Genomic DNA, 23,999 nt, shown 5'->3' with positions numbered 1-23,999 from the left:
AGTAAATTTGTATTGGAGGGAACTCTACCTAAGTTATTTTATTCACCTATAAACTATGATAAATCGTATGAAGCTTTTTACAAAAGTCACATTAGGTCTATGCCTATTCTTGTTTTCTTTGTTGAGCTTGGCTTATGGTCAAGCAAACATGCGGATTCAAGGGAAGGTGTTAGATGCTGCTACGCATGAGGGCATAGCAGGTGCCACGGTTTCCGTTATCGGTGCTGAAGCCAAAGCTTCCACTGATACCCAAGGACAATTCGTCCTGGCCGATGTGCCGGCAAACGCTAGACTGCGGGTATCCTACTTGGGATACAACAGTACAGAGGTCATCGCCCAATCTGGTGAGATGATTATCAACCTCAGCTCCGCCACCAATGCACTGGAGGATGTCGTGGTTATCGGGTATGGATCCGTTAAACGCAAGGATGTCACAACCGCCATCTCCTCGGTATCCCTGGATGATTTGAATGAACGCCCTATTGTCAATGCTGCCCAAGCCATGCAAGGCCGTGCAGCCGGGGTAACCGTAATGCAGCCAAGTGGTTCCCCGGGGGGAGGGACAGCCATTCGTATCCGTGGAACAACTTCGTTCAACGGCAGTAACGACCCACTGTATGTGGTGGATGGTATTCCTGTAGACAATATCAACTTCTTAGCACCATCGGATATTACCGACATGCAAGTGCTAAAAGATGCTTCCTCGGCCGCTATTTACGGTTCTAGAGCTGCCAATGGTGTAGTGCTCATCACCACCAAGCAGGGGATGGCTGGCAATGCTAAAGTCACCTTCAATATGTTGGCTACCCAAAACCGCGTGACCAACAGCATTGAACCCCTAAATACCGCGCAATACATCGATCTACAGAAAGAAATAGGCTTGGTTGAGCTTCCCGATAACCTGACTGATCAAACCAATTGGTTCGATGAAACGTTCCGCAACGGTGTAACCCAATCTTACCAGGCTTCGGTATCTGACGGGACAGAGAAGTTGAAGTATTACCTGTCCGGCGGCTATATGAACGAAAAAGGGGTCATCAACACGGCCTTCTTCAAACGCTATAACTTCCGCGCAAACATCGATAACAAGGTGCGCGATTGGTTGAAAATCAATGCGAATATTTCCTATTCCGACAACAATAGAAATGGTGTGACCGAAGGATTAGGCTCCAACCGGGGCGGTGTGGTCTTATCGACCATCAATACCCCAACCTATGCGCCAATTTGGGATCCCTTCGAGCCTGAACACTATTACAATAACTTCTACGGTATCAACAATGTCACCAGCCCGCTGGAAAACATGGCCCGTAGCAAAAACAATAAAGACCGCGAAAGCCGTATTCTTGCTGCAGGAAGTGCAACCATTTTCTTCTTGCCCGAGTTAAACTTCAAAACAACCTTCGCTTTAGACCGTAGAAACGGGTTCAATTCTCAATTCTTAGACCCTATTTCTACCTCATGGGGACGTCAGAATTTTGGGATGGCCTACGATGCCCGAAACACCAATACCGTGTTAACCTTCGATAATGTATTAAACTATAACAAATCGGTAGGTTTACACAATTTCGAAGCCATGCTAGGTTCTTCTTGGACAGGCTCGAAGTATGAAAACAACTACATCAATGCCTCCCACTTCCGCAACGACTTGATTCAAACCTTGAATGCCGCCAATAAAATCTCCTGGAATGGTACAGGCTCAGGAGCATCCGATTGGGCTATCATGTCATATTTTGGCCGTTTAGCCTATAATTTCGATAGCAAATACTTAGTGACGGCGAATCTTCGTGCCGATGGCTCTTCTAAATTGAGCCCTGAAAACCGCTGGTCTATGTTTCCATCCATCTCGGCAGCTTGGCGTTTATCGTCTGAGGAGTTCCTGAGCGATGTTCCATGGCTGAACGACTTGAAAATCCGTGGAGGTTGGGGTAAAACAGGAAACCAATCCGGAATCGGGGATTATTCCTACTTACAGCTGTATAATATCCGTCGGATTGAATGGTTCCAAAACAACCAGGACAATGCCCTGCCGGTTGTTTCTGCCGGAAACTTACGGACCAAAGATTTGAAATGGGAAACCACCACGCAAACGAACGTAGGGGTCGATTTTACAGGCTTCAATCAACGCTTGACGGTAAACTTAGACTATTACTATAAATACACCAAAGACATGTTGATGTATGTGTCATTACCTGAAGGCGCGGCACAGGCTTCCTCTATTCGTCGGAATGAAGGCGAAATGAGTAACCGAGGTTTCGAAGTCAATGTGAATAGCAAAAACTTAGTCAACGACTTTAAATGGAGTACCACCTTCAACATCTCTTTCAACAAAAACCGCTTGGAGCACCTGGACATGCAACAGATCTATGATGCCGGAAAAACGGTAGACTTTGTCAATGCGAATGTGGTAAGGAATACACCTGGCCGTCCAATGGGTAGCTTCTTTGGCTATATCAGTGATGGGGTAAATCCAGAAACGGGCGAGCTGATGTATCGCGATAGCAATGAAGATGGGGTACTTTCCACGTCCGACCGTACCTTCATTGGCGATCCGAATCCTAAGTTTACCTACGGGATGACCAATGACCTGTCATACCAAGGCTTTAACTTAAGCGTCTTTATCCAAGGTTCGCAAGGCAATGATATCTTCAACGCCTCCCGGATGGAAACCGAAGGGATGTATAATGGGATGAACCAATCCACCCGCGTATTGCAACGCTGGAGAGTGCCCGGACAACATACCGAAGTGCCAAAAGCAAACTTCGATATGAAGAACTCCACCTATTTTGTGGAAGATGGCTCTTACCTGCGCCTGAAGAATATTTCCCTTTCCTATAATATCAAAGGCAATATCCTCAGCAAATGGGGCGTGAATCGTCTGCAACCCTTTATCTCAGCAACAAACTTATTGACCTTGACGAAATACAAGGGATTTGACCCGGAAGTGAACCAATATGGTAACAGTGGGGAATTGCAAGGCATTGACTGGGGTACCTATCCACAGACTAAATCCTTCGTGTTGGGTATAAATCTTGAGTTTTAATTTTTAAAAGGCAGAAAAATGAAAAGAAAATACATATATACCGCATTGATCCTTTTGAATTTAGGCGTCTTTTCTAGCTGTTCTTTGGATAAGGATCCCTTGGATACCTATTCCGATGTGACTGAAGGCGTCAATGAAGAAGGTGAAAAAGTCGTATTTAAAGATAAAGCCGCAGTAGATGGTCATATGACGACCCTCTACAATCAAATGCGCGATCGCCAGGAACACTGGTACATGGACTTATTGCTGATTGCCGAATCGCATGCCGACAATGCCTACGCAGGAACAACCGGGGCAGAAGTCGTTCCATTTGAAAACAATTCCATTGAGGGGTCCAACTCCGTTATTGAACGCGACTGGAGACGCTATATGGAAGATATAGGCCGTGCAAACCTCCTGATCGTCAATATCGATGGGGTGCAAGATCCAGCACTGACAACAGCGCTGAAAAATCGCTATAAAGCGGAAGCTAAGATTTTCCGCGCCATGATTTTATTTGATATGGTGCGCCTTTGGGGCGATATTCCCGTGATAACAACCGTTGCAGGCGATATTACCGAGGAAACCTTGGAAGAAGTGTATCCGCAGTATTTCCCGGAGCAAAAAACAGAGAAGGAAGCCTATCAGCAAATTGAAAAAGATTTGTTAGAAGCCATTCCAGATGCACCGGCAAATAACAACAACGATAAAACCAAATTCTCCAAATCGGTAGCCAAGGCCTTATTGGCCAAGGTATATGCCGAAAAACCCCTGCGCGATTACAACAAAGTTATCCAATATGCAGATGATGTGGCAGCCGATGGTTTTAGCCTGGAGCCTGATTTCACCAATCTATTTGGCGTACAGGAAGGATCTGCCGATGCCAAAATGAGAAATACACGCGAATCCATTTTAGAATCACAATTCTTCGTGGGTGCCGGCAACTGGGTGACCTGGATGTTCGGTCGCGACCTGTCCAACTATAACAGCAACTTTACTTGGGCAAAATGGGTTACCCCATCACGCGATTTAATTAAAACCTTCCAAACCGAAGGCGATCAAATCCGATTCAGCGAGTCTGTGGTCTATTATCAAACCACCTGGAGTAATTATTACCCATCCAATAATTACCCCTTTATGTACAAAACCCGCTCAGCCTACAGTAGCATCATCAAATTCCGTTATGCAGATATCCTTTTGTTAAAAGCGGAAGCCTTAATCAATGGGCCAACGCCAAACCTAACGGCTGCAGCAGCGATTATCGATCAGGTAAGACAACGTGTGAAGCTGCCTAAGCTAAGCTCAGCGGTGAAAGCCAGTAAAGAAGCGATGTTGGAAGCCCTGCTAAAAGAAAGAAGATTGGAGCTCGCTTTCGAAGGACATCGCTGGTTTGATCTGGTGCGCCTGAATAAGGTAGAATCGGTGATGAATGCCGTATATGGCAAAGACGAAGGCCGAAAAGCTCAAGTATATCCATTTTCCGTGAATTCTTACCGCTTGCCAATTCCGCAGGCCATTATCGACCAGAATTCTAAAATCAAACAAAACCTAGGTTATTAATTTGCCCTATTATGATGAATTTAAAGAAACTTATCCTTTTTGGAACCATATTTAGCTCTGTATTTACTGCTTGCGGTAATGATGCGGTGAATGTCACGCCTGAGCAACCCAACGAGCCTACTTCAGGCGACGTAAAGATTTACACCACCACAGCCTCCCTGTCCAGGGATTTCAAGAAATCCTTTATCGACTTTAGCAAGACATCCAACATGTCGCCAAAGACGATAAAACTCGATGAAACGACGAAATTCCAAACCATGGATGGCTTCGGTTCGGCCATAACAGGCTCTGCGGCTTATAATTTATTGAAAATGACAAGCCAGGATCGTGCGAAATTTCTCAAGGAAACTTTCTCGCCAACCGAAGGCATGGGGCAAAGCTATATCCGCATTGCCATTGGATGTTCCGACTTTTCCTTGAGCGAGTATACCCTGAACGATGAACCGGGTATAGCCAATTTCGCCCTGCAAGAGGAGGAGATAAAATATGTCATCCCTGTATTAAAGGAAATATTGGCCATCAATCCTTCCTTAAAAATTATGGGCTCCCCATGGACGGCACCCCTTTGGATGAAGGTGAACAACCTGGCCAGCCTAGGCGCGCATAACTCCTGGACGGGCGGACACTTAAACCCTAAATATTACCAAGATTACGGGACCTACTTCGTGAAATGGATTCAGGCTCTGCAAAAAGAAGGAATCAATATCTATTCCATCACCCCGCAGAATGAGCCATTGAACGATAAAAACTCCGCATCTATGGTAATGCACTGGCAAGAGCAGTTGGCCTTTGTAAAAACAGCACTCGGGCCAAAGCTTAAGGCTGCAGGCTTAACGACTAAAATATATGCCTTCGACCATAACTACAATTATGATGATATGGCCGATCAGGAAGATTATCCCGTAAAGATTTATGAGGATGCGGTTGCTGCGGCTTTCTTCGCTGGAGCAGCCTATCATAATTATGGCGGCGATAAAGCCGAATTACTCGATATTCATCAAAAGGCACCCAACAAAGACCTCATCTTTACCGAAACATCCATCGGAACCTGGAATGATGGCAATAACTTGGGTAAACGCTTAATTGAGGACATGCGCGAAGTAGCTTTAGGTACCGTAAATAATTGGGCCAAAGGTGTTATCGTGTGGAATCTGATGTTAGATTCCGATAGAGGTCCAAACCGAGAAGGTGGCTGCCAAACCTGTTATGGCGCCGTCGATATCAGTAAGAATGATTATAAAACCATACGCAAAAATTCACACTACTATATTATCGGGCATCTGTCATCAGTTGTAAAACCCGGAGCTGTCCGCATTGGCACTTCAGGCTATGTAGCAAATGGCTTGCAATACGCTGCATTTAAAAATACTGATGGCAGTTATGCCTTTGTCTTGTTGAATGAATCCGGAGAAACGAGCAGAATTACCCTCGATGATGGTAAAAACCATTTCTCCTATGAAGTTCCTGCAGCATCCGTTGTCTCTTATACTTGGAAAAAATGAGAAGATTAATCAATTATGCCGCCCTAGGACTCATCTTTGCCGTGTTGTTCGGCTGTAAAGAGGAGTTTATCGTTCCTGTAGGTGGGGGAAAGCCTACAGTAGAAATCGTCACAAAACCTAATGCCGCCTTTTTTGGCGATAGCATAGTCTATAAAGTTAAAGTCGCCGATCAAGGTAAAGAACTATCGACCTTAAAAGCAGAATTGCTCTTCAGCGAAGAGGTTGTAGCCAGTCAAACCATCCGTACCAATGCCTATGGCGAGTATGAGGGCAAGTTGTTTGTACCTTTCTTAAAGCAAGTGCCAAACGGAACGGCGACCCTACGCTTTACCGCGCAAAATGTGGAGCTCGTGAAAACAGAATTGCTGGCCGATCTGCCTTTATCGCGTCCGGAGTTCCCTTTCCTGAACCTGATTACCGAAGGAAAGACCTATAAGCTTTTACGAAAAGCAGCAAACCAATACGAGCTTACGGAAAACCTGCCGTTTAAAGTAAATGGCTATATCGAAGCACCGGCTTTTGGAGCACAGGGTAATAAAATCCTCTTCGGCTGGAACGGTGAAGCCGTTACGGAAGGGTCTACCACGAATATCCCCTTCTCTAATTCGGTGTCGGGGCAGTATACCATCGCCTTCAATACCTTTAGCTACGAAGCCAGTCCGTTTATCATTGGCTATGCCATCAATGGCAACGGCATGCGCTTGCAAGGGGAGAACCTGTATAGCGTGGACTTGAACCTGGCCATGAACGAAGAAATGGTTATCGATGGCATCGAAGGCTTAAGTAATTGGTGGATCGATAGTGATTTTATCCGCAAAGAAGGCGATCAGTACTTCTTTAATGCCATGACTGGCAAATACCGCATTACGGCAGACTTCGATAAGGAGTACTTTAAAGTGGAAGCCATGTCGGGCAATAACCTGGCCAGCTTAAATGCGGACGGCACGGGTGCCATTTGGATTATCGGTGAAGGCATTGGTAAACCGAAAGTGGCCAGCAATGAAGTCGGCTGGAACCCGGATAAAGCATTGTGCTTAGCACCAATCGGTGGTAAAAAATATCGCGTAACAGTGGTCGCAGGCACAACCGTAAAAGCCGATAACATCAACTTCAAGTTCTTCCACCAAAAGAATTGGGGCGGTGAATTTAAACATACCGACCTCAGCAGCAACAGCGACATCGTCTTTGTAGGGGATGGAACCAACGGCCGAGACTCCGGAAACTTAGGCTTAGTCGCCGGAAAACAACTGGAAGCCGGCAAAACTTATGTCTTTACGGTAGACCTATCGCCAGGAAATAACGCCGCAAAGTTGGAGGTGGTGAGGAAGTAGATGGGAGTATTAGTATTTAGTAGTTAGTATTAAGTATTTAGTATATAGTAGTTAGACCGCTTTGTCATCATTTTGTTACCACTTTGTCATGGTGAGCGGAGTCGAACCACGAACCACGAACGACTGGTACGTCAGTGCAATCAAAGACTACCTTTTTATAATTAATTAAGATTAAAGCGGACTAGGAATTTTTCCTAGTCCGCTTTTTATTGCGATGGGAAAAAGATAATCGAAATTTGCATTTATGTACCAATAGTATTGTTAATAAGCGTGTTAGGTATTGCTGATTGTATTGACGTACCAGTCGTTCGACTCCGCTCACGATGACAGCACGATCGCAGTACGATGACAGCAAGGCTAAAACGGATGTCATCTCCCCTCTCATATCTCAACAAATTTCTGTTAATTTGAACAATAACACCATTTATTATGAAAATTCGTTCCTTATTAGCTGTTTTATCAATTGTAGGAATTATGATGCTACCTCAAGACAGTGCTGCCCAGCAGAAAAAAAACACCAAGTATGTATTGGTTATTCATGGTGGTGCGGGTACTATTTTAAAGAAAAATATGACTGACTCCCTCGAGAAGGCCTATATTTCTGTATTGACGCAATCCTTAGAAGCGGGCTATGCACAATTAAAGGCCGGGAAAGCGAGCTTAGATGCCGTAGAGGCTGCCATTCATGTTATGGAAGATTCGCCGCTGTTTAATGCGGGGAAGGGGGCTGTCTTCACCCATGATGGGAAGAATGAGCTGGATGCTTCCATTATGGACGGGAAAACGCTGAAGGCGGGTGCTGTTGCCGGCATTGGCACCATCAAAAACCCGATTTCTGCCGCACGTGCCGTCATGGATCAATCCGAGCATGTGATGATGGTAGGCAAGGGAGCTGAGGATTTTGCGCAACGCGTCGGACTAACGGTTGTCGATCCGTCTTACTTCTGGACGCAATTCCGTTGGGATGCCTTGCAGCGACTTCTAAAAGAAGATTCCGAGAAAACACAACTGGATCATTCCGGCAAGCAAACCTCCATTGCGCCTTTTGTGAAAGATGATAAGTTTGGAACCGTAGGTTGTGTGGCCTTAGATAAGCAAGGAAACCTCGCTGCTGGAACCTCGACGGGCGGTATGACCAATAAGAAATTCGGTAGGGTAGGCGATTCCCCGATTATTGGAGCCGGCACCTATGCCGACAATACGAATGTCGCCATCTCCTGCACCGGTTGGGGCGAGTTCTTTATCCGTGCCAATGCGGCATACGATGTTGCTGCACGCATGAAATACGGTAAAACACCCTTGAAAAAAGCCGCAGCACAGGTGATTGAGCGCATCGGTGAAATGGGCGGTGATGGTGGCTTAATTGCCTTGGATAAAAATGGACAGGTAGCCATGCCCTTCAATACCGAAGGGATGTACCGCGGAACAGTCACCGAAGACGGGAAGATAAAAGTGGAAATCTATAAGTAAAAAAAGAATCCCTGAGTAGCCTACTCAGGGATTTTATAATAATTTAAATACCGTACAATGGCGTTGGCCCGGCGGTTGATATAAGCTGAAGGTCGTCGTGCATCCCATTTCTGCGGACTCGGGAGAATCGCAATAATCAAGGCGGCTTCCTTTTTGGTTAGGCTACGCCCCGATTTATGGAAATAATATTGTGAGGCTGCCTCTGCACCATAAACCCCTTGCCCCATCTCTATCACATTCAAGTAGACTTCCAGAATACGCTTTTTCGACCAAAATACCTCAATCAGCACCGTAAAGTAAGTCTCCAAGCCTTTCCGAAACCAGGAACGTCCCGGCCAAAGGAATACATTTTTAGCGGTTTGCTGACTAATTGTACTCCCGCCCCGTAAGGTTCTGCCTTCCTTATTGCGCTCCATCGCTTGCTTAATAGCGTCGGTATCAAAGCCATGATGCGTCATAAAATGCGCATCTTCACCCGCCAAGGCGGCACGCTTCAGGTTATCCGACATATCCGAATAAGCAAGCCACTGCCGTTCTATTTTCCATTCCTTCCCTGCAGCTTTACGCTCAAAAGCTCGCTGTAGCATCAAATGCGTAATCGGAGGATTGATAAAACGAAGCACAATCACCCACAAGATGCTAATGATGAAAAAGGCAGCGAAGGCTCTTAAGGTCCAGGGCAGGATTATACGTTTAAAAACCGACCCTTTGCTTGCCTTGCTTACTTTCTTTTTATTCGTTTTTGTAGAACGCTTAATGGCCATTAATGCAAAATTTTGATGCAAAGCTAAAGGTATTTTTTTAGTTATAACACATATTGGCGCATCAAAAAATAGGGAAGGCGTATAATTGCTTGGCCTTTGCCAGTAGGGTACGAGCGAATCGCATAAGTATGGGCCACATCGTTTGGCAAATCGCCACAATTCTGCTATTTTTACAACTCATTCAAAAAAGATAATACCTTGGCAAAAGAGAAGAAGCAAACCCCTTTAATGCAGCAATATAACAGCATTAAGGCCAAATACCCTGGCACCTTATTGTTGTTTCGAGTGGGTGATTTTTATGAAACATTTGGGGAGGACGCAGTAAAGGCCGCAAAAATTCTAGGTATTGTACTTACCAAACGGGGCAATGGCTCGGAGTCCGAAACCGCATTGGCCGGATTTCCACACCATTCCTTGGAAACCTACCTACCCAAGTTGGTACGTGCCGGACAGCGCGTCGCCATCTGCGATCAGCTGGAAGATCCAAAGCAAACCAAGACCATCGTCAAACGCGGTGTAACCGAATTGGTGACCCCCGGTGTATCCTACAACGAGAACATCGTTCAGCAAAAATCAAACAATTACCTGGCTTCCCTCTTTTTTGATAAACAAACCCTCGGTATTTCCTTCTTAGATATTTCAACCGGCGAATTCTTGGTCGCCCAAGGCAATGTCGCTTATATCGATAAGCTTTTGCAAGGCTTTAAGCCTACCGAGGTCATCTTGCCGAAAAAACAATATAAAGAGTTTGTGGAGGAATTTGGATCCTCCTATTATACCTATACCCTGGATGAATGGCCCTATACCGGCGATTATGCCTCGGAAAACCTGTTGAAGCATTTCGAGGTCAACTCCATGAAAGGCTTTGGTATCGATCGCATGCCGGTAGGAATTATTGCGGCGGGCGTCGCTTTGCATTACCTGAATGAAACAGAGCATCGCAACCTGCAACACATCTCCAACATCTCCCGGATTGAAGAAGATCGCTACATGTGGTTAGATCGCTTTACCATCCGCAACCTCGAATTAATAGGCTCCAACAATGAAAATGCAACTACCCTGTCGGATGTGCTCGATGAAACAGCCTCCCCGATGGGGGCACGCTTGTTGAAACGTTGGATCGTGATGCCCCTGAAAGAAGAGAAAAGCATTAACGAACGCCTGCAGGTGGTGGATTATTTCTATAAGAATAAAGCCCTGCGTGAAGAGTTGATTCAGGAAATTAGACAGGTAGGTGACCTGGAGCGCTTAATCTCTAAGATTGGTTTGCAAAAAGCCAATCCACGGGAAATTGCCCAATTAAAACGGGCTTTATACGCCATCGAGAAGCTGAAGGAAATGACAAATGCTGCCGAAAGCAACTCCTTACGCGTCATTTCAGAACAGCTAAATCCTTGCCTGCTGATACGGGAAGAGATTGAACGCAGCTTACAAGCCGAGCCTCCCGTGGCCTTGAATAAAGGGAATGTAATTGCCGATGGGGTAGATGCCGACCTGGATAAACTCCGCAAAGTAGCCTTCGGGGGAAAAGATTACCTTTTAGAAATTCAGAAACGCGAATCCGAAGCAACGGGAATCCCTTCGTTAAAAATAGCCTTCAACAATGTGTTTGGCTATTATTTAGAAGTAACCAATACCCATAAAGATAAGGTGCCGGAAGGCTGGATCCGGAAGCAGACCCTCGTTAATGCAGAACGGTACATCACCGAGGAGCTTAAAGAATACGAAGAACAGATTTTAGGAGCCGAAGAGAAGATCCAACAGATCGAAAATAGACTCTATGCCGAACTGCTGATCGCTATTTCAGCCTATATCAAGCCTATCCAGTTAAACGCCCAACTAATCGCCAAACTGGATGTACTGCTTAACTTTGCGAGCATTGCCGAGAAAAACTTCTATGTGAAGCCTGAGGTGAACCAAGGTAAGATTATCGATATCAAAGGCGGGCGACACCCCGTTATCGAGAAGAACCTGCCAATCGGGCAAGACTACATTACCAACGATACCTACCTCGACCCGGAAGCCCAGCAGATTATTATTATCACCGGGCCTAACATGGCCGGTAAGTCGGCCATCTTACGCCAAACCGGACTGATCGTCCTGATGGCGCAAATCGGTTCCTTTGTACCCGTTAAAGAAGCCTACCTGGGTGTGGTCGATAAGATCTTTACCCGCGTGGGGGCCTCAGATAACCTGTCTTCGGGCGAATCGACCTTTATGGTGGAAATGAACGAGACGGCCAGTATCATGAATAACCTCTCGGATCGAAGCTTGATCTTATTGGATGAAATTGGACGCGGAACCAGTACTTACGATGGTATTTCCATCGCCTGGGCCATCGCCGAGTTCCTGCATAGCCATCCGGCGGCCCGTGCAAAAACCCTCTTTGCCACCCACTACCACGAATTAAATGAACTCTGTAACTCCATGCCACGCATTAAAAACTACAATGTCAGTGTGAAGGAGCTCAACAATAAAGTCATCTTCCTGCGGAAGCTAGTTCCCGGCGGTTCCGAACATAGCTTCGGTATCCACGTAGCCAAGCTCGCCGGTATGCCACCAAAACTGATTGGACGTGCCGGAGAAATCTTGAAACGCCTGGAACAGGAGCGCACCGGTGGCGAGAAGATTAAGGACAGCATGCGTAAAATTCAAAAACAGGCCTATCAATTGCAGATGTTTGCCATTGACGACCCAGTGTTGGAAAAAATTAGAGACATGCTGAATAACCTGGACGTCAATACCCTGACACCAGTCGAGGCCTTGATGAAGTTGGATGAAATCCAGCGCCTACTGAAAAACTAACATAAACCATGGGTTCTATCTTTCAGTTTAAAGGATTTGAAGTCGATCAGGCCAACTGCCCGATGCGCATCAATACCGATGGCGTGTTATTGGGGGCCTATGCCTTCAGCGAGCAGGCCCGCCACATCCTAGACATTGGCACCGGAACGGGTGTCATAGCCCTGATGTTGGCCCAACGTTTTGAGCAGGCGCAGGTATGGGGGGTAGAAATCGATCAGCTGGCTGCGGAAACAGCCCAGCAGAACTTCCAAAAATCACCCTTTAAGGAGCGCTTACATATAGCCCATACCGATATTTTCCACTGGAAGGTGCCGGTAAACTTTGATCTGATTGTTTCCAATCCGCCATTTTACATCAACTCCCTGCATAACCCGGATGCCCGGAAAAAAACAGCCAAACATACCGATGAAGCTTTTTTTAAGGGCTTATTGGCTTTTGCAGCCGCTCAGCTCAACCCGAATGGGGAATTGCAGCTGATTGTTCCGGCTGAACTGCGCAATTTTTTACAGATCGAAGCCGAGAAACAGGGCTTATACCTGCAGCAGATCCTGCATATCCGTTCCTTTGCCAACAGCGAGGTCATTCGTTATATCCTCAGCTTTTCCCGACAACAGGGGAGCCAGCTGCAAGAAGAGGACTTGCAGATCTATGCCGATCGCGCCGTCTATACAGCGGCCTATAAACAGTTATTACGCAACTTTTTCTTAGCTTTTTAATATGAAAATTGGATTGCTGTCAGACACCCACAGTTATTTAGATAAAGCAGTATTCACCTACTTTAAAGATTGTGATGAAATCTGGCATGCCGGCGATTTCGGCAACATGGAACTGATTGAAGAGCTTGCCGCTTTTAAGCCTTTACGTGGCGTATATGGTAACATCGATGGCAAGGATATCCGTTTACAATATCCCGAGCACCTACGCTTTACCTGTGAAGGTCTGGATGTGTGGATGACCCATATTGGTGGCTATCCCGGAAAATACAGCCCCTTGGTGAAACCTGAAATCAGCAAGAATCCCCCCAAACTATTTATCTGCGGGCATTCCCATATCCTGAAGGTACAATACGATCCGAAATTGGAATTGTTACATTTGAACCCCGGTGCGGCCGGAAAACACGGCTGGCATCAAGTTAGAACCTTAATGCGTTTCGATATAAACGGGGGTAAAATAGAAAATCTGGAAGTTATTGAGTTGAATCCACGCTAAAACCTACAGGTTATCGCGTACATCTAATAAGAAACTCTTCAATTTCTCTAACGAGTCGATTACCCGTTGATTCTCCTTAGCTTCGTTTTTATTACTGCGCAAGAAGTCACGAGCACCTTGAAGAGTGTACCCTTTGTCTTTTACTAAGTTGAAGATAATCTTTAAGTTAGCGATATCGTTCTGGGTAAACAGGCGATTCCCTTTTTTATTTTTCTTGGGTTGCAGGATGTCAAATTCACGCTCATAAAATCGAATCTGCGAAGCATTCACACTGAACATTTCAGTGACTTCCCCCATTGTATAATACAATTTGTTTATTTCCCGATCTTTGTAAGGCATGTAATTTTCCTGTTGATGATTAAAACAAATATACAATCTATGTTTGAAAATCAAAAAATACAGCAGCTTAATAAAGTTTGCCGCTATTTTGTAAATTTAGTCCCATGAAAGGAAAGGTTATTGTCAGTCGGTTTTGGACCCGGTTTTTCTCCTTCGGGAAAGCACAGGCCATTACCATATTTCCCTTTATTTTCTTGCGCTATCGCCGCGATAAGACCGATCAGGTGCTCCTAAACCACGAACGCATACACATCATCCAGGCATTAGAGCTGCTTATCCTGCCGTTTTACATCTGGTACCTCACGGAGTTCCTGCTGCGCTATCTGCAATACAAAGATTTTCAAAAAGCTTACTACCACATCTCCTTTGAGCGGGAAGCCTATACTCATCAACGGGATTTAAGCTACCTCAAAAAAAGAAAACTATACAGCTTTATGGCCTTTTTAGGAACAAAATAAAAGGCCTGCAAATGAATTACAGGCCTTTTTTATTACTTGTCGGTGCGGAACGGCGACACCGGTAATCCTTTGCTGTTAAACAGGTTCGGCATGGCGGTTTCGGTAAATCCAAACCGCACGGCCACTGGATTTTTAACTTCTTTAGCACTCACCAGGAGCTTGTTGCCTTGGATGCTGCCTTGAGCAGGGTGAAACTGCATATCTTCACCGGCAATAAATAGCTCGCTGATCGGACCCTTTGCTTTTAAACCATCCTCTACATAGTAAAAGGAGACCTCAATCTGGTTGCCTTTAACGACATGCGATTTATAAATCGGTGATTTATATTCCTTGATCGGACGATCGTAAACCTCCGCAAGGGTCATATCCGATAAGCGTTTAGCAACAGCTTTCTTCTGTACCGGGTGTATATCTTTAATATTGTCTACCAGGTCGGTTATCACCACCATGCCTGTTTTTGGCATTTCTACCGCCGTCTTCGCTTGCAATTCGCGCAGGTAGGCGGCTTTCGGGCCATCCTTGGAATTGTAGGCAAAAGGCGCGATCTGGACAAAGTAGAACGGGAATTCCTGATTCCAGGCAGCACGCCAAGAGCCTATTAAGGTTTTCATGAGCTTATCATAGCTCGGGTAGTAGCCTACATTGCTTTCTCCTTGGTACCAATAGGCTGCGGTGAGGTTATATCCTGCGTAGGGATGCACCATGCTGTTCCACAATACACCGCCTTCATAAGGGCGGTAATTATTGATGTCCTGCATTTTGGCATATTTCAATAAGAACGGATCGTTTACAATTAAATGGTTCGGCGTCCATACCTCCGCGCCGGTTCCGCCCCAGCTCGCATTGATAACGCCAATAGGCACATTGATTTCTTTATTGATTTCCTTAGCAATGAAATAACCAATAGCCGAAAAAGGCTTTAAGGTTTCAGCGCTTAAGGTCGTCCAGCTGTTCGGCAGGTTTTCTTGCGGATTGCTCGCCGCCACGCGGCTGGCCTGCAAGAAACGGATTTGCGGATTATTGGCACTTGGCAATTCATCCATTATTTCTTTCAGGTTCTGGTTGCCACCCCATTCCATATTCGACTGCCCCGAGCATAGGAACACATCGCCCAAGAGGATATCGGATAATTCCAGGGTTTCCGTTTCATTGGAAATCACCTTCAAGGTATAAGGGCCACCTGCTTTTCCGGCAGGTAATTTTACCGCCCATTTACCATTATAATCCACTCTAGTTTTCACGGTATCTTGAAACCAAGAGCCAATCACCTTAATTTGTCGGTTTGCGCCACCCCAACCCCAGAAATTGAGCTCGGTATTGCGCTGCAAGACCATATGGTCCGAGAAAAAGTTAGGAAGACGCAATTGCGCCATAGCGGTATGAATAACCACAAAAAAGCTGAGCAGGCAAAGCCCCAAATGTTTAATAGTCATGTTGTAGATTAGGTTCGTTTCTCGAATTTACGAAATCGCAAGGGAAATCCATCCTGTACTTTCTGTTTTTGCGATAAAGGGGGAGGGGAGCTGGGCATGGTTTGTTATTACGTTTTTTTGTCCTTGTGAACTGTGATCACGTTTGTCATCGCATTGTCATCGCATTGTCATCGTGAGCGGAGTCGAACGACTGGTACGTCAGTACAATCAATCATACATAAAGAGCTTAATAATAACACTTTAATACACGTGTTGTAGGTTAAAAACACTACCAGCCTTAGTTTACGACCTGTACTGACGTACCAGTCGTTCGACTCCGCTCACGATGACAGCACGATGACAGCCAGTTCACTTCCTTTTCTCCCCCCTTTCTCCCCCCTTTCTCCCCCCTTTCAAACCCCTTTGCAATAAGCTTTCATACGCTTCACAAAAGCCACTACAAAGCCGCAAAAAAGCTTAGTGCTAAAAGCAGCTTAAACCCCTTATAAACCAAAACGCCTCGCATACATCTATGCGAGGCGTTTTAAAAATTTATTCGAAGCTTATCCGACCAATTTCAGGAAGGTAGCTACTTTTTCTTTCAGTTGTCTTCTATCCACAATAAAGTCTAAGAAGCCGTGCTCAAGCACGAATTCGGAGGTTTGGAATCCTTTTGGTAAATCTTTTTTAATGGTTTCTTTAATTACCCGAGGGCCAGCGAAACCGATAAGGGCGCCGGGTTCCGCGATATTAATATCACCTAGCATGGCATAAGATGCTGTTACCCCACCAGTAGTTGGGTCTGTAAGTAAACAGATATACGGCAACTTCGCTTGGCTTAACAAGGCTAATTTTGCGGATGTTTTCGCCATCTGCATTAAGGAGAAGGCTGCTTCCATCATGCGGGCACCACCAGATTTGGAGATCAGCATAAATGGTAATTTATGTTCGATACAATAATCGATGGAACGGGCGATTTTCTCCCCAACAACAGAACCCATAGATCCGCCAATAAAGGAGAAGTCCATACAAGCCACCACCAACTCTTGTCCATTTAACTTGCCTACCGCGGAACGTAAGGCATCGTTTAAGCCTGTTTTGGCTTGACTATCTACCAAACGCTCTTTGTAAGGTTTTGAATCGACGAAATTTAGGGGGTCACCTGCTTTCAGGTTAGGGAATAATTCGGTGTATTCGTTATTATCAAATAAAATCGAGAAATAAGCCGTAGAACCGATGCGGATATGGTAATCGCAATAATGGCAAACGTATTTGTTTTCTACTTGCTCTACATTTAATAAAGGCTTCTTACAGTTGGGACACTTGTTCCACATACCATCAGGAGCCTCTTTTTTATTCTCAGTCGCAGTATGAATTCCTGCTTTGTTTCTTTTAAACCAACTCATAGACTAACGTTAATCGGATTACAAATAAACAAAAAATATCTAACATGTGGTGGAGGAAATCAAAATGATGATGCAACAGGGGAGGGTACCAAATAAAAAATGGGTAAGCTCCCTCTATCGCACCGCTCAACTAAATACCCTTGCTTTGTTCCCAACCTGGGGGAGTCAATAGGAGCTGGTCGTAGAGGACTTACCCACGGCAAAAGTAACAAAAAATTAATGTTTCGGAAAACTTAATTGTAATGTTTCAGTATACCGCTGATTGTCAGTGAAAAAATTACATCTTTTCTTTATGATACTCGCCGGTAAGGGCGTAAAATCCGAAAAATGCAAGCCCACAGGAGATAATCGGCGTCAGGATAAAGAGGATAATAATCCCGAAGACGACATCTTCTTGGTGGCCGGAAAGGATTTTCGGCAGGCCAAATTTCGCAATACAGAAATAAGCCGCTAATAGGGCCAGGATAATCCAAACGATACCTAATATTTTCTTTAATGATTCCATGTTAGTTTAAGTCTTTAGCTACCATATTCTTGTTAATATACAACGCACCGATAATAAAACATACCGCTGAGATAATAATCGGATACCATAAGCCTTCTAAGTAGAAGCTTGGATCCTGCGCCATCTTAGCATTACTGGCCAGGTAGGTGGATACGGCCGGCAGCAATCCTCCGAAAATACCGTTTCCGATATGGTAGGGTAGCGACATGGAGGTGTAGCGTATTTTTACCGGGAATATTTCTACCAAGAAGGCTGCAATAGGGCCATACACCAAAGTGATGTAAATAACCTGTATAAAAATTAAAAAGATCAGGTATACATAATTCCCTCCGGAGATATGGACGGTGTTTTTAACCAGCGTATTCTTTCCTTCGCTATTATTTTTCGGGCTACCATCGATGAGGTAATGTGCGGTTGTTGTCGTTTTTAGACTCGTGCCGTCGCTATAGGTCTTTTCAATATGGCTGACTTCATCATAGCCCTCGGCGGTTTCTACACGTTGGGAAACATCGGCTGCGCTGCTGCTGACTTCCTGCTTATTGCTGAGGTTGGTGACTTGGTACATCGCCTCGTAGATAGGGCGATAGGTTAACACAGCCAGGAGCATGCCTGTTAGCATCACCCATTTGCGGCCAACCCGGTCGGAGAGCTTCCCGAACACCACAAAGAACGGCGTGGCGAATAGGAGGGCTATCCCCAGAATCATATCCGCCTGATCGGAGTCCAGATTCATCACGGTCTTCATAAAACTCATGGAATAGAACTGACCCGTATACCAAACGACACCTTGACCCATAGCAGCACCAAAGAGCGCCAAGAGCACAAATTTTAAATTATACTTATTGCCGAAACTTTCTTGTAGTGGGTTTTTCGAGGTTTTACCTTCTTTTTTCGCCTTGGTAAATTCCGGCGATTCATCCATGTTTTTACGAATCAAATAGGACACATAAACCATTAAAATGGAGAGAAGGAAGGGCACACGCCAGCCCCATAAGTCAAATTGAGCCTCGGAAAGGAAAAAACGGGTAACCAAAATAACGACTAAGGAAATAAACAAACCGAAGGTGGCCGTCGTTTGAATCCAGGACGTCCAATAACCGCGTTCTCCTTGTGGGGCATGTTCAGCAACGTAAGTGGCGGCACCGCCATATTCGCCGCCCAAGGCCAAGCCTTGTAACAAGCGGAGTATCAACACAATGGCTGGCGCAAAATAGCCTATGCTTTCGTAACTGGGTATACAACCGATGAGGAAGGTGGCCCCACCCATGAGGAGCAAAGTAACCATAAAGGTATATTTGCGGCCAATCAGGTCGCCCAGACGGCCAAAGAATAAGGCGCCGAAAGGTCGTACCACGAAACCGGCGGCAAAGGTGGCGAGGGTAGAAAGGAAGGCGGCCGTCGGATTGTCGGAAGGGAAGAATTTGGTGGAAATGACAATCGACAAACTGCCGAAGATAAAAAAGTCGTACCACTCGATTAGGGTACCTAAGGAGGAAGCGCCGATGACCTTCCAAATTCCTTTTTTACTAACTTGTTCTTGCATATGAAGTTCTAGGTTTATGATGGTAATATAATTGTTTACAGGTTTTTATAGGTTTTTCCCGGTAGGGCGTGGAGGAGGCCTTGCAATTCCATTTCGAGGAGGGTGGCGGCCATTTTGCTGGCGGGCCAATCCAAGTGGGCGGCAAGGCTGTCGATGCCGGTTTCCCCATGGTCGCGCAAGTATTGGTAAACGGCGAGTTGTTCGCTATTCATGCTGGGAATAAGCGATAGCTGCACCGCTTTGGGTGAGGCTGCTGTTCGGTTTTGCCAGGACATCAGCTCGATTAAATCTTCAGCATGGCGGATTAAATGCGCTTGGTTATCCTTGATTAATTGATTGCATCCCGCAGAATAAGGCTGATCGATGCCGCCAGGATAGGCGCATACATCCCGGTTATAATCATTGGCATAGGATGCGGTAATTAAGGCACCGCCTTTATTGCCTGCTTCCACAACCACTGTCACATCGCTCATGCCGGCAATAATGCGATTGCGCATCGGAAAGTTGCATTTCTCGGGCAGGGCGCGGTAATTGAATTCAGTCAGTAGGCTTCCGTTTGCCATAATATCGCCCACATAGCGTCGGTTGCTATCCGGATATATAGTGCCTAAGCCATGGCCTAAAACCGCGACATTGGGCACCTCCTGCTTTATGCAGGCTTGGTGAGCCAGGATATCAATGCCTAAGGCTAAGCCACTGACCACATAGGCGCCAATTTCTTTGAGCCCTGCTAAGAGCTCATCGACAATCTTTTTGCCATAATAGGTAGCATTGCGGGTGCCAACGATACTCACCATTTTTGGGCCGTTAAAATTCATGTGCCCATAGCTGTATAACAGCAAGGGGGCATCTTCACAATGCCGTAAGCGATTGGGATAGGCCTCATCTTCAAACCAGATGGCTTGAATTTGATGTTGCGCAATGAGGTTGGCCTCCTGTTCGGCGGCCTTAAAAGTAGCACTGCAGCGAATATGTTGAATGAGTTGATGACTGATGCCAGGAACAGCACGCAGCTCTTTTTCAGGGCAGCTAAAAAGGTTTTCCACAGAGCCAAAATAAGCCAGGAGTTGCCGGCTTAACTTCGGGCCAATGCCCTTAATCTTGGTTAATGCAATTTTTTCGATGAAACTCATGCTGTTTAGGTTCAATAAAGATAATGTTTCGAAGGGCCTTCTGCAAGGCTCGATTGGAATTTATTGATTAACTTTGTCCTTAAACGAATAAAGAATGGAATTACAAGAACCCTTTGATATTGAGATTGCCGGTATAACCTATTCCGTATTTCCGGATGAAAAGGATACTTATACCGTGTTTAAAGATGGACAGGAATATGTGCAGATTATCAAAGATACCGATACGACATGGTTGAAATTACACCCGGAGACGGGTTTACCCATGTTCGGAATGGATGAGGAAATTAATAGCATAGGACAAGAGATTAAAAAGTTTACAGAACAATAGTGTCTTGATTTAATCGTATTTACGTTAGCTAAATATAGGCATTGATTACGGAAATAATTAATGCCTATGTATAAAATTTAACTTACGTGAAATATAGCTTGTCTATAATTTGCCGCTCGGGCGAATGGAAGGGAGGTGCTACGCTGGGGCTTATGGCCTACATAGGCACATAAACCACATATTTAGTATCGAAGAATTCATCTTTAAAGTAGCTGGATAGGGGATGGAGTTCCGCTTTCACCTTGGCTTCTTTAATTTCTTCGCGTAAGTCGCCACCTTTTAAATAGAGGATGCCGTTCGGAATCCCGTTTCTGTCTTTCTTCTCGAATTTATTGCGGATCCAGGGAATAAAATCGCCTAAACGTGTAACAGCACGCGATACCACAAAGTCGTATTTATAATCCAGCTGCTCGGCACGGATATGATCGGCTTCCACATTATTAAGCCCTAAACCTGCCGCCACTTCACGCACCACCTTAATTTTCTTGCCGATGGAGTCGACCAGGTGAAACTTCACCTCAGGGAACATAATGGCCAAAGGAATACCTGGGAATCCACCACCGGTACCTACATCCAGGATGCGTGTATTGGGAGCAAACTCCGTGATAAACTTCGCAATGCCCAAGGAATGCAGCACATGCTTTAAATAAAGACTCTCGATGTCTTTGCGGGAAACCACATTAATCTGATCGTTCCAGAAGGGATATAACTCAGCTAGTTTGGCAAACTGTTCTTTCTGCAGGTCCGTTAACTTCGGAAAATGTTCGTATATAATATCGACTGTTGGATTCACGGGTATTGGTTTTGGGGATTATTTCCAAGCAACTTGCTTCTTTGATCGATTGAACAAGCCGTTGAAACAGATATAAAAATAATAATATAAATCTAAAATAGGGAGCCATACGAGGAGGTCGGATACGGCTAATTTCTTATAAATCGGCCGAAAGACCAGCAATTGGCAGATCAGGCGAAGGAAATAGGCGCCAACTGGCAGGTACCACAGGCTCGGAAACAGGGCCAGACAAACAATTAGGCACATATAAAACAGCAATGCCGTAATCAATTGGGTGCCCAGCATGCGCTGGTGGCGCTTTTTATAGATAACCGATGCGCCGGAATGTCTGGCTTTCTGCTTGTAATAGCTTTTCCAGGTCAGCTTCGGCATGGAATATACATGCGCATCCGGATGGATGGATATACGCACATTCTGCTTGGTCGCGTTTTGGTTAACAAACAGGTCATCATCGCCAGATTTGATGTGCATATGCGCATTGAATCCTTTGCCTTTGAAAAATAAGGCCTTGCTATAGGCCAGGTTGCGGCCTACACCCATATAGGCGTCGCGCTTTAAGGCATAAGAGAGGTAGCTCATGGCGGTATGGGTGGTTTCAAACCGGATAAGCCGATTTAAAAAGCCTTTGAATTTAAAATAGGGCGAATAGCCTAAAACCAATTCTGTTGGCGACTCAAGGCCGCCTGTCATTTCCTTGATCCAATGTTCGCTATTCGGCTCGCAGTCGGCATCGCAAAGGAGTAGGCTTTCATGCTTTGCCCCCTTAATCCCCATGGTTAAGGCGAATTTTTTACTGTGCTTCAGTTGGATATGCTCTTTGATTTCCACCACGCGAAGCCGCGGGTAAAGGGCGCACATATCCTGCAAGATCCATTTTGTGTCGTCTTCAGAACAGTCGTTGACCACAATAACTTCAAAGTCGGGATAGTCTTGATTCAGGATGCTTGGCAAATAGGCTTTCAGGTTTTCCTGCTCGTTATGGGCACAGATTATAACCGATACCGGCGGGAAATCAGGGCGATCTGAAACCGATTGAACCCGATAACGGGCCAACTTGCTGTATACAAACAGGATGTAATACAGTTGAAATAACAACAGGAAGGCCAAAATCCCAAGCGGGAAATAGACCATTTTGAGGTGAATATTAATTGCTACATCCATACAACAGGCACAAAGATAAGGCTTATCCGAGGAATTCTGTCGGCAGGATGTTAATAAATGCGAATTAACCGTGGGAAATGCGCCACGCTCAGATTTTTATAGTATTTTTGCGCTGGATTAAAAATGAGTATGAAATTTACGCTGCAAGCACAAGATAAAGGATCAAGAGCCCGGGCCGGAGAAATCGAAACCGCCCATGGAACCATAAAAACACCGATTTTCATGCCGGTAGGTACCGCCGGAACGGTGAAAGCCGTGCACCAGCACGAGTTAGTGAATGATATTCAAGCGCAAATTATTCTCGGAAATACCTACCACCTGTACCTGCGCCCCGGATTGGAGGTGTTGAACAAAGCAGGTGGTCTGCATAAATTCAATAATTGGGATAAGCCGATTTTGACAGACTCGGGAGGTTACCAAGTGTATTCCTTAACCGAAGTGCGTAAGATTCGCGAAGAAGGGGTAACCTTCCGCTCGCATATCGACGGGTCGAAACACTTGTTTACGCCAGAGAATGTTATGGATACCCAACGCATCATCGGTGCCGATATTATTATGGCATTCGATGAGTGTACTCCTTATCCTTGTGATTATAAATACGCGCGCCGCTCCTTAGATATGACCCATCGTTGGTTAAAGCGTTGCTGCGATCGTTTTGATCAAACCGAGCCTTTATATGGTTATGATCAGACTTTATTCCCGATTGTACAGGGGTCGGTATACAAAGACCTGCGCGAGAAATCCGCAGAAACCATCGCTTCCTTTAACCGGGAAGGAAATGCTATCGGTGGTTTATCTGTTGGGGAACCCGCAGAAGAGATGTACGCGATGACCGAGGTAGTGACCAATATTCTTCCTCAGGACAAACCGCGCTATTTGATGGGGGTAGGAACGCCTGTGAATATTCTGGAAAATATTGCCCTGGGTATTGATATGTTCGACTGTGTGATGCCCACGCGGAACGCTCGGAACGGCATGTTGTTTACCCAAAACGGGATTATTAATATCAAGAACGAGAAATGGAAAGATGACTTCAGCCCTATTGAAGCGGAAAGTGATCTTTTGGTGGATCAGGTGCATACAAAAGCTTATCTACGCCACTTAATCCGTTCGCAAGAAATTTTAGGTGCACAAATTGCCTCTTTACATAATCTACATTTTTATCTTTGGTTAGTGGAACAGGCGCGTGAGAAAATCATCGAAGGCACCTTCTATGATTGGAAAAATAAAATGGTTAAAATTTTAGGCCAACGCTTATAAT

General features: G+C 45.3%; 20 protein-coding genes and 1 other RNA gene. 11 read left to right on the top strand and 10 right to left on the bottom strand.

Annotated features, from left to right (window positions below):
- The first annotated feature begins 67 nt into the window (after positions 1–67).
- The 5 genes from GQF63_RS06390 (at position 68) to GQF63_RS06370 (ending at position 8,882) form a co-directional block, all read left to right on the top strand.
- Positions 68–3,040 carry a SusC/RagA family TonB-linked outer membrane protein gene (locus GQF63_RS06390; protein WP_160368390.1) on the top strand — a complete coding sequence of 991 codons (2,973 nt, stop codon included), beginning with the start codon at positions 68–70 and terminating at the stop codon, positions 3,038–3,040.
- A gap of 18 nt (positions 3,041–3,058) precedes the next feature.
- Positions 3,059–4,579, top strand: coding sequence for a RagB/SusD family nutrient uptake outer membrane protein (locus tag GQF63_RS06385; protein WP_160368389.1), 1,521 nt, complete (start codon positions 3,059–3,061; stop codon positions 4,577–4,579).
- A gap of 11 nt (positions 4,580–4,590) precedes the next feature.
- The gene (locus GQF63_RS06380) at positions 4,591–6,081 is read left to right on the top strand and encodes an endo-1,6-beta-glucanase (RefSeq protein WP_246163357.1); all 1,491 of its coding nucleotides are present in this window, start codon (positions 4,591–4,593) and stop codon (positions 6,079–6,081) included.
- Complete coding sequence (locus GQF63_RS06375; protein ID WP_160368388.1) at positions 6,078–7,412, top strand: DUF5125 domain-containing protein; 1,335 nt, start codon at positions 6,078–6,080, stop codon at positions 7,410–7,412. Before GQF63_RS06380 ends, GQF63_RS06375 begins: the two co-directional genes overlap by 4 nt.
- Before the next feature lie 429 nt (positions 7,413–7,841).
- Complete coding sequence (locus GQF63_RS06370) at positions 7,842–8,882, top strand: isoaspartyl peptidase/L-asparaginase family protein (protein WP_160368387.1); 1,041 nt, start codon at positions 7,842–7,844, stop codon at positions 8,880–8,882.
- Positions 8,883–8,902: 20 nt separating this feature from the next.
- Here GQF63_RS06370 and mtgA read toward each other — a convergent pair whose 3' ends face one another.
- Positions 8,903–9,646: a monofunctional biosynthetic peptidoglycan transglycosylase gene (gene mtgA, locus GQF63_RS06365; RefSeq protein ID WP_160368645.1), complete on the bottom strand. Its 744-nt coding sequence runs from the start codon at positions 9,644–9,646 to the stop codon at positions 8,903–8,905.
- Between the two features lie 198 nt (positions 9,647–9,844).
- Between mtgA and mutS the strand changes: the two genes are divergently transcribed.
- The 3 genes from mutS to GQF63_RS06350 are packed head-to-tail and all read left to right on the top strand — an operon-like array spanning position 9,845 to position 13,660.
- On the top strand, positions 9,845–12,451 hold the full coding sequence (mutS, locus tag GQF63_RS06360) for a DNA mismatch repair protein MutS (protein WP_160368386.1): 2,607 nt from the start codon (positions 9,845–9,847) through the stop codon (positions 12,449–12,451).
- Between the two features lie 8 nt (positions 12,452–12,459).
- The gene (locus GQF63_RS06355) at positions 12,460–13,167 is read left to right on the top strand and encodes a tRNA1(Val) (adenine(37)-N6)-methyltransferase (protein ID WP_160368385.1); all 708 of its coding nucleotides are present in this window, start codon (positions 12,460–12,462) and stop codon (positions 13,165–13,167) included.
- A gap of 1 nt (position 13,168) precedes the next feature.
- A complete protein-coding gene (locus GQF63_RS06350) occupies positions 13,169–13,660 on the top strand; it encodes a metallophosphoesterase family protein (RefSeq protein WP_160368384.1) in 492 nt (163 codons plus the stop codon).
- A gap of 3 nt (positions 13,661–13,663) precedes the next feature.
- Here GQF63_RS06350 and GQF63_RS06345 read toward each other — a convergent pair whose 3' ends face one another.
- Complete coding sequence (locus tag GQF63_RS06345; RefSeq protein ID WP_160368383.1) at positions 13,664–13,999, bottom strand: MerR family transcriptional regulator; 336 nt, start codon at positions 13,997–13,999, stop codon at positions 13,664–13,666.
- 104 nt (positions 14,000–14,103) lie between these two features.
- Here GQF63_RS06345 and GQF63_RS06340 point away from each other — a divergent pair, with 104 nt between their 5' ends.
- Positions 14,104–14,457, top strand: coding sequence for a hypothetical protein (locus GQF63_RS06340; protein ID WP_160368382.1), 354 nt, complete (start codon positions 14,104–14,106; stop codon positions 14,455–14,457).
- Between the two features lie 32 nt (positions 14,458–14,489).
- Here GQF63_RS06340 and GQF63_RS06335 read toward each other — a convergent pair whose 3' ends face one another.
- The 6 genes from GQF63_RS06335 to dprA form a co-directional block, all read right to left on the bottom strand.
- Positions 14,490–15,890, bottom strand: coding sequence for a sialate O-acetylesterase (locus tag GQF63_RS06335; RefSeq protein WP_246163356.1), 1,401 nt, complete (start codon positions 15,888–15,890; stop codon positions 14,490–14,492).
- Between the two features lie 542 nt (positions 15,891–16,432).
- A complete protein-coding gene (gene accD / locus GQF63_RS06330) occupies positions 16,433–17,275 on the bottom strand; it encodes an acetyl-CoA carboxylase, carboxyltransferase subunit beta (protein ID WP_160368381.1) in 843 nt (280 codons plus the stop codon).
- 98 nt (positions 17,276–17,373) lie between these two features.
- Positions 17,374–17,471: signal recognition particle sRNA small type (gene ffs, locus GQF63_RS06325), an RNA gene on the bottom strand.
- An 81-nt stretch (positions 17,472–17,552) separates the two neighbouring features.
- On the bottom strand, positions 17,553–17,780 hold the full coding sequence (locus tag GQF63_RS06320; protein ID WP_160368380.1) for a DUF6814 family protein: 228 nt from the start codon (positions 17,778–17,780) through the stop codon (positions 17,553–17,555).
- 1 nt (position 17,781) lies between these two features.
- On the bottom strand, positions 17,782–19,323 hold the full coding sequence (locus GQF63_RS06315; protein WP_160368379.1) for an MFS transporter: 1,542 nt from the start codon (positions 19,321–19,323) through the stop codon (positions 17,782–17,784).
- Between the two features lie 35 nt (positions 19,324–19,358).
- Positions 19,359–20,456 (bottom strand): DNA-processing protein DprA, encoded by a 1,098-nt coding sequence (gene dprA, locus GQF63_RS06310; protein ID WP_160368378.1) that lies wholly within the window; start codon positions 20,454–20,456, stop codon positions 19,359–19,361.
- A gap of 94 nt (positions 20,457–20,550) precedes the next feature.
- On the opposite strand from dprA, the gene GQF63_RS06305 reads away from it, so the two are divergent.
- Positions 20,551–20,784 (top strand): hypothetical protein, encoded by a 234-nt coding sequence (locus GQF63_RS06305; RefSeq protein WP_160368377.1) that lies wholly within the window; start codon positions 20,551–20,553, stop codon positions 20,782–20,784.
- Between the two features lie 157 nt (positions 20,785–20,941).
- Here GQF63_RS06305 and rsmG read toward each other — a convergent pair whose 3' ends face one another.
- On the bottom strand, positions 20,942–21,577 hold the full coding sequence (gene rsmG, locus GQF63_RS06300) for a 16S rRNA (guanine(527)-N(7))-methyltransferase RsmG (protein WP_160368376.1): 636 nt from the start codon (positions 21,575–21,577) through the stop codon (positions 20,942–20,944).
- 18 nt (positions 21,578–21,595) lie between these two features.
- Positions 21,596–22,738 carry a glycosyltransferase gene (locus tag GQF63_RS06295; RefSeq protein ID WP_160368375.1) on the bottom strand — a complete coding sequence of 381 codons (1,143 nt, stop codon included), beginning with the start codon at positions 22,736–22,738 and terminating at the stop codon, positions 21,596–21,598.
- A gap of 129 nt (positions 22,739–22,867) precedes the next feature.
- Between GQF63_RS06295 and tgt the strand changes: the two genes are divergently transcribed.
- Positions 22,868–23,998, top strand: a complete 1,131-nt coding sequence (gene tgt, locus GQF63_RS06290) for a tRNA guanosine(34) transglycosylase Tgt (RefSeq protein WP_160368643.1) — start codon at positions 22,868–22,870, stop codon at positions 23,996–23,998.
- Position 23,999: the final 1 nt, after the last annotated feature.

Source organism: Sphingobacterium humi (assembly GCF_009768885.1).
GTDB lineage: Bacteria > Bacteroidota > Bacteroidia > Sphingobacteriales > Sphingobacteriaceae > Sphingobacterium > Sphingobacterium humi.
This window is presented reverse-complemented; position numbering and strand designations above follow the sequence as displayed.

Excerpts from the sequence above, each read along its gene's own strand:
- GQF63_RS06380 (WP_246163357.1), top strand. The coding sequence starts at position 4,591 with ATGATGAATTTAAAGAAACTTATCCTTTTTGGAACCATATTTAGCTCT.
- accD (WP_160368381.1), bottom strand. The coding sequence starts at position 17,275 with ATGAGTTGGTTTAAAAGAAACAAAGCAGGAATTCATACTGCGACTGAG.
- GQF63_RS06370 (WP_160368387.1), top strand. The coding sequence starts at position 7,842 with ATGAAAATTCGTTCCTTATTAGCTGTTTTATCAATTGTAGGAATTATG.
- GQF63_RS06320 (WP_160368380.1), bottom strand. The coding sequence starts at position 17,780 with ATGGAATCATTAAAGAAAATATTAGGTATCGTTTGGATTATCCTGGCC.
- tgt (WP_160368643.1), top strand. The coding sequence starts at position 22,868 with ATGAAATTTACGCTGCAAGCACAAGATAAAGGATCAAGAGCCCGGGCC.
- GQF63_RS06305 (WP_160368377.1), top strand. The coding sequence starts at position 20,551 with ATGGAATTACAAGAACCCTTTGATATTGAGATTGCCGGTATAACCTAT.
- GQF63_RS06315 (WP_160368379.1), bottom strand. The coding sequence starts at position 19,323 with ATGCAAGAACAAGTTAGTAAAAAAGGAATTTGGAAGGTCATCGGCGCT.
- GQF63_RS06295 (WP_160368375.1), bottom strand. The coding sequence starts at position 22,738 with ATGGATGTAGCAATTAATATTCACCTCAAAATGGTCTATTTCCCGCTT.
- GQF63_RS06345 (WP_160368383.1), bottom strand. The coding sequence starts at position 13,999 with ATGCCTTACAAAGATCGGGAAATAAACAAATTGTATTATACAATGGGG.
- dprA (WP_160368378.1), bottom strand. The coding sequence starts at position 20,456 with ATGAGTTTCATCGAAAAAATTGCATTAACCAAGATTAAGGGCATTGGC.
- GQF63_RS06355 (WP_160368385.1), top strand. The coding sequence starts at position 12,460 with ATGGGTTCTATCTTTCAGTTTAAAGGATTTGAAGTCGATCAGGCCAAC.
- GQF63_RS06335 (WP_246163356.1), bottom strand. The coding sequence starts at position 15,890 with ATGACTATTAAACATTTGGGGCTTTGCCTGCTCAGCTTTTTTGTGGTT.
- mtgA (WP_160368645.1), bottom strand. The coding sequence starts at position 9,646 with ATGGCCATTAAGCGTTCTACAAAAACGAATAAAAAGAAAGTAAGCAAG.
- GQF63_RS06350 (WP_160368384.1), top strand. The coding sequence starts at position 13,169 with ATGAAAATTGGATTGCTGTCAGACACCCACAGTTATTTAGATAAAGCA.
- GQF63_RS06390 (WP_160368390.1), top strand. The coding sequence starts at position 68 with ATGAAGCTTTTTACAAAAGTCACATTAGGTCTATGCCTATTCTTGTTT.
- GQF63_RS06385 (WP_160368389.1), top strand. The coding sequence starts at position 3,059 with ATGAAAAGAAAATACATATATACCGCATTGATCCTTTTGAATTTAGGC.
- GQF63_RS06340 (WP_160368382.1), top strand. The coding sequence starts at position 14,104 with ATGAAAGGAAAGGTTATTGTCAGTCGGTTTTGGACCCGGTTTTTCTCC.
- GQF63_RS06375 (WP_160368388.1), top strand. The coding sequence starts at position 6,078 with ATGAGAAGATTAATCAATTATGCCGCCCTAGGACTCATCTTTGCCGTG.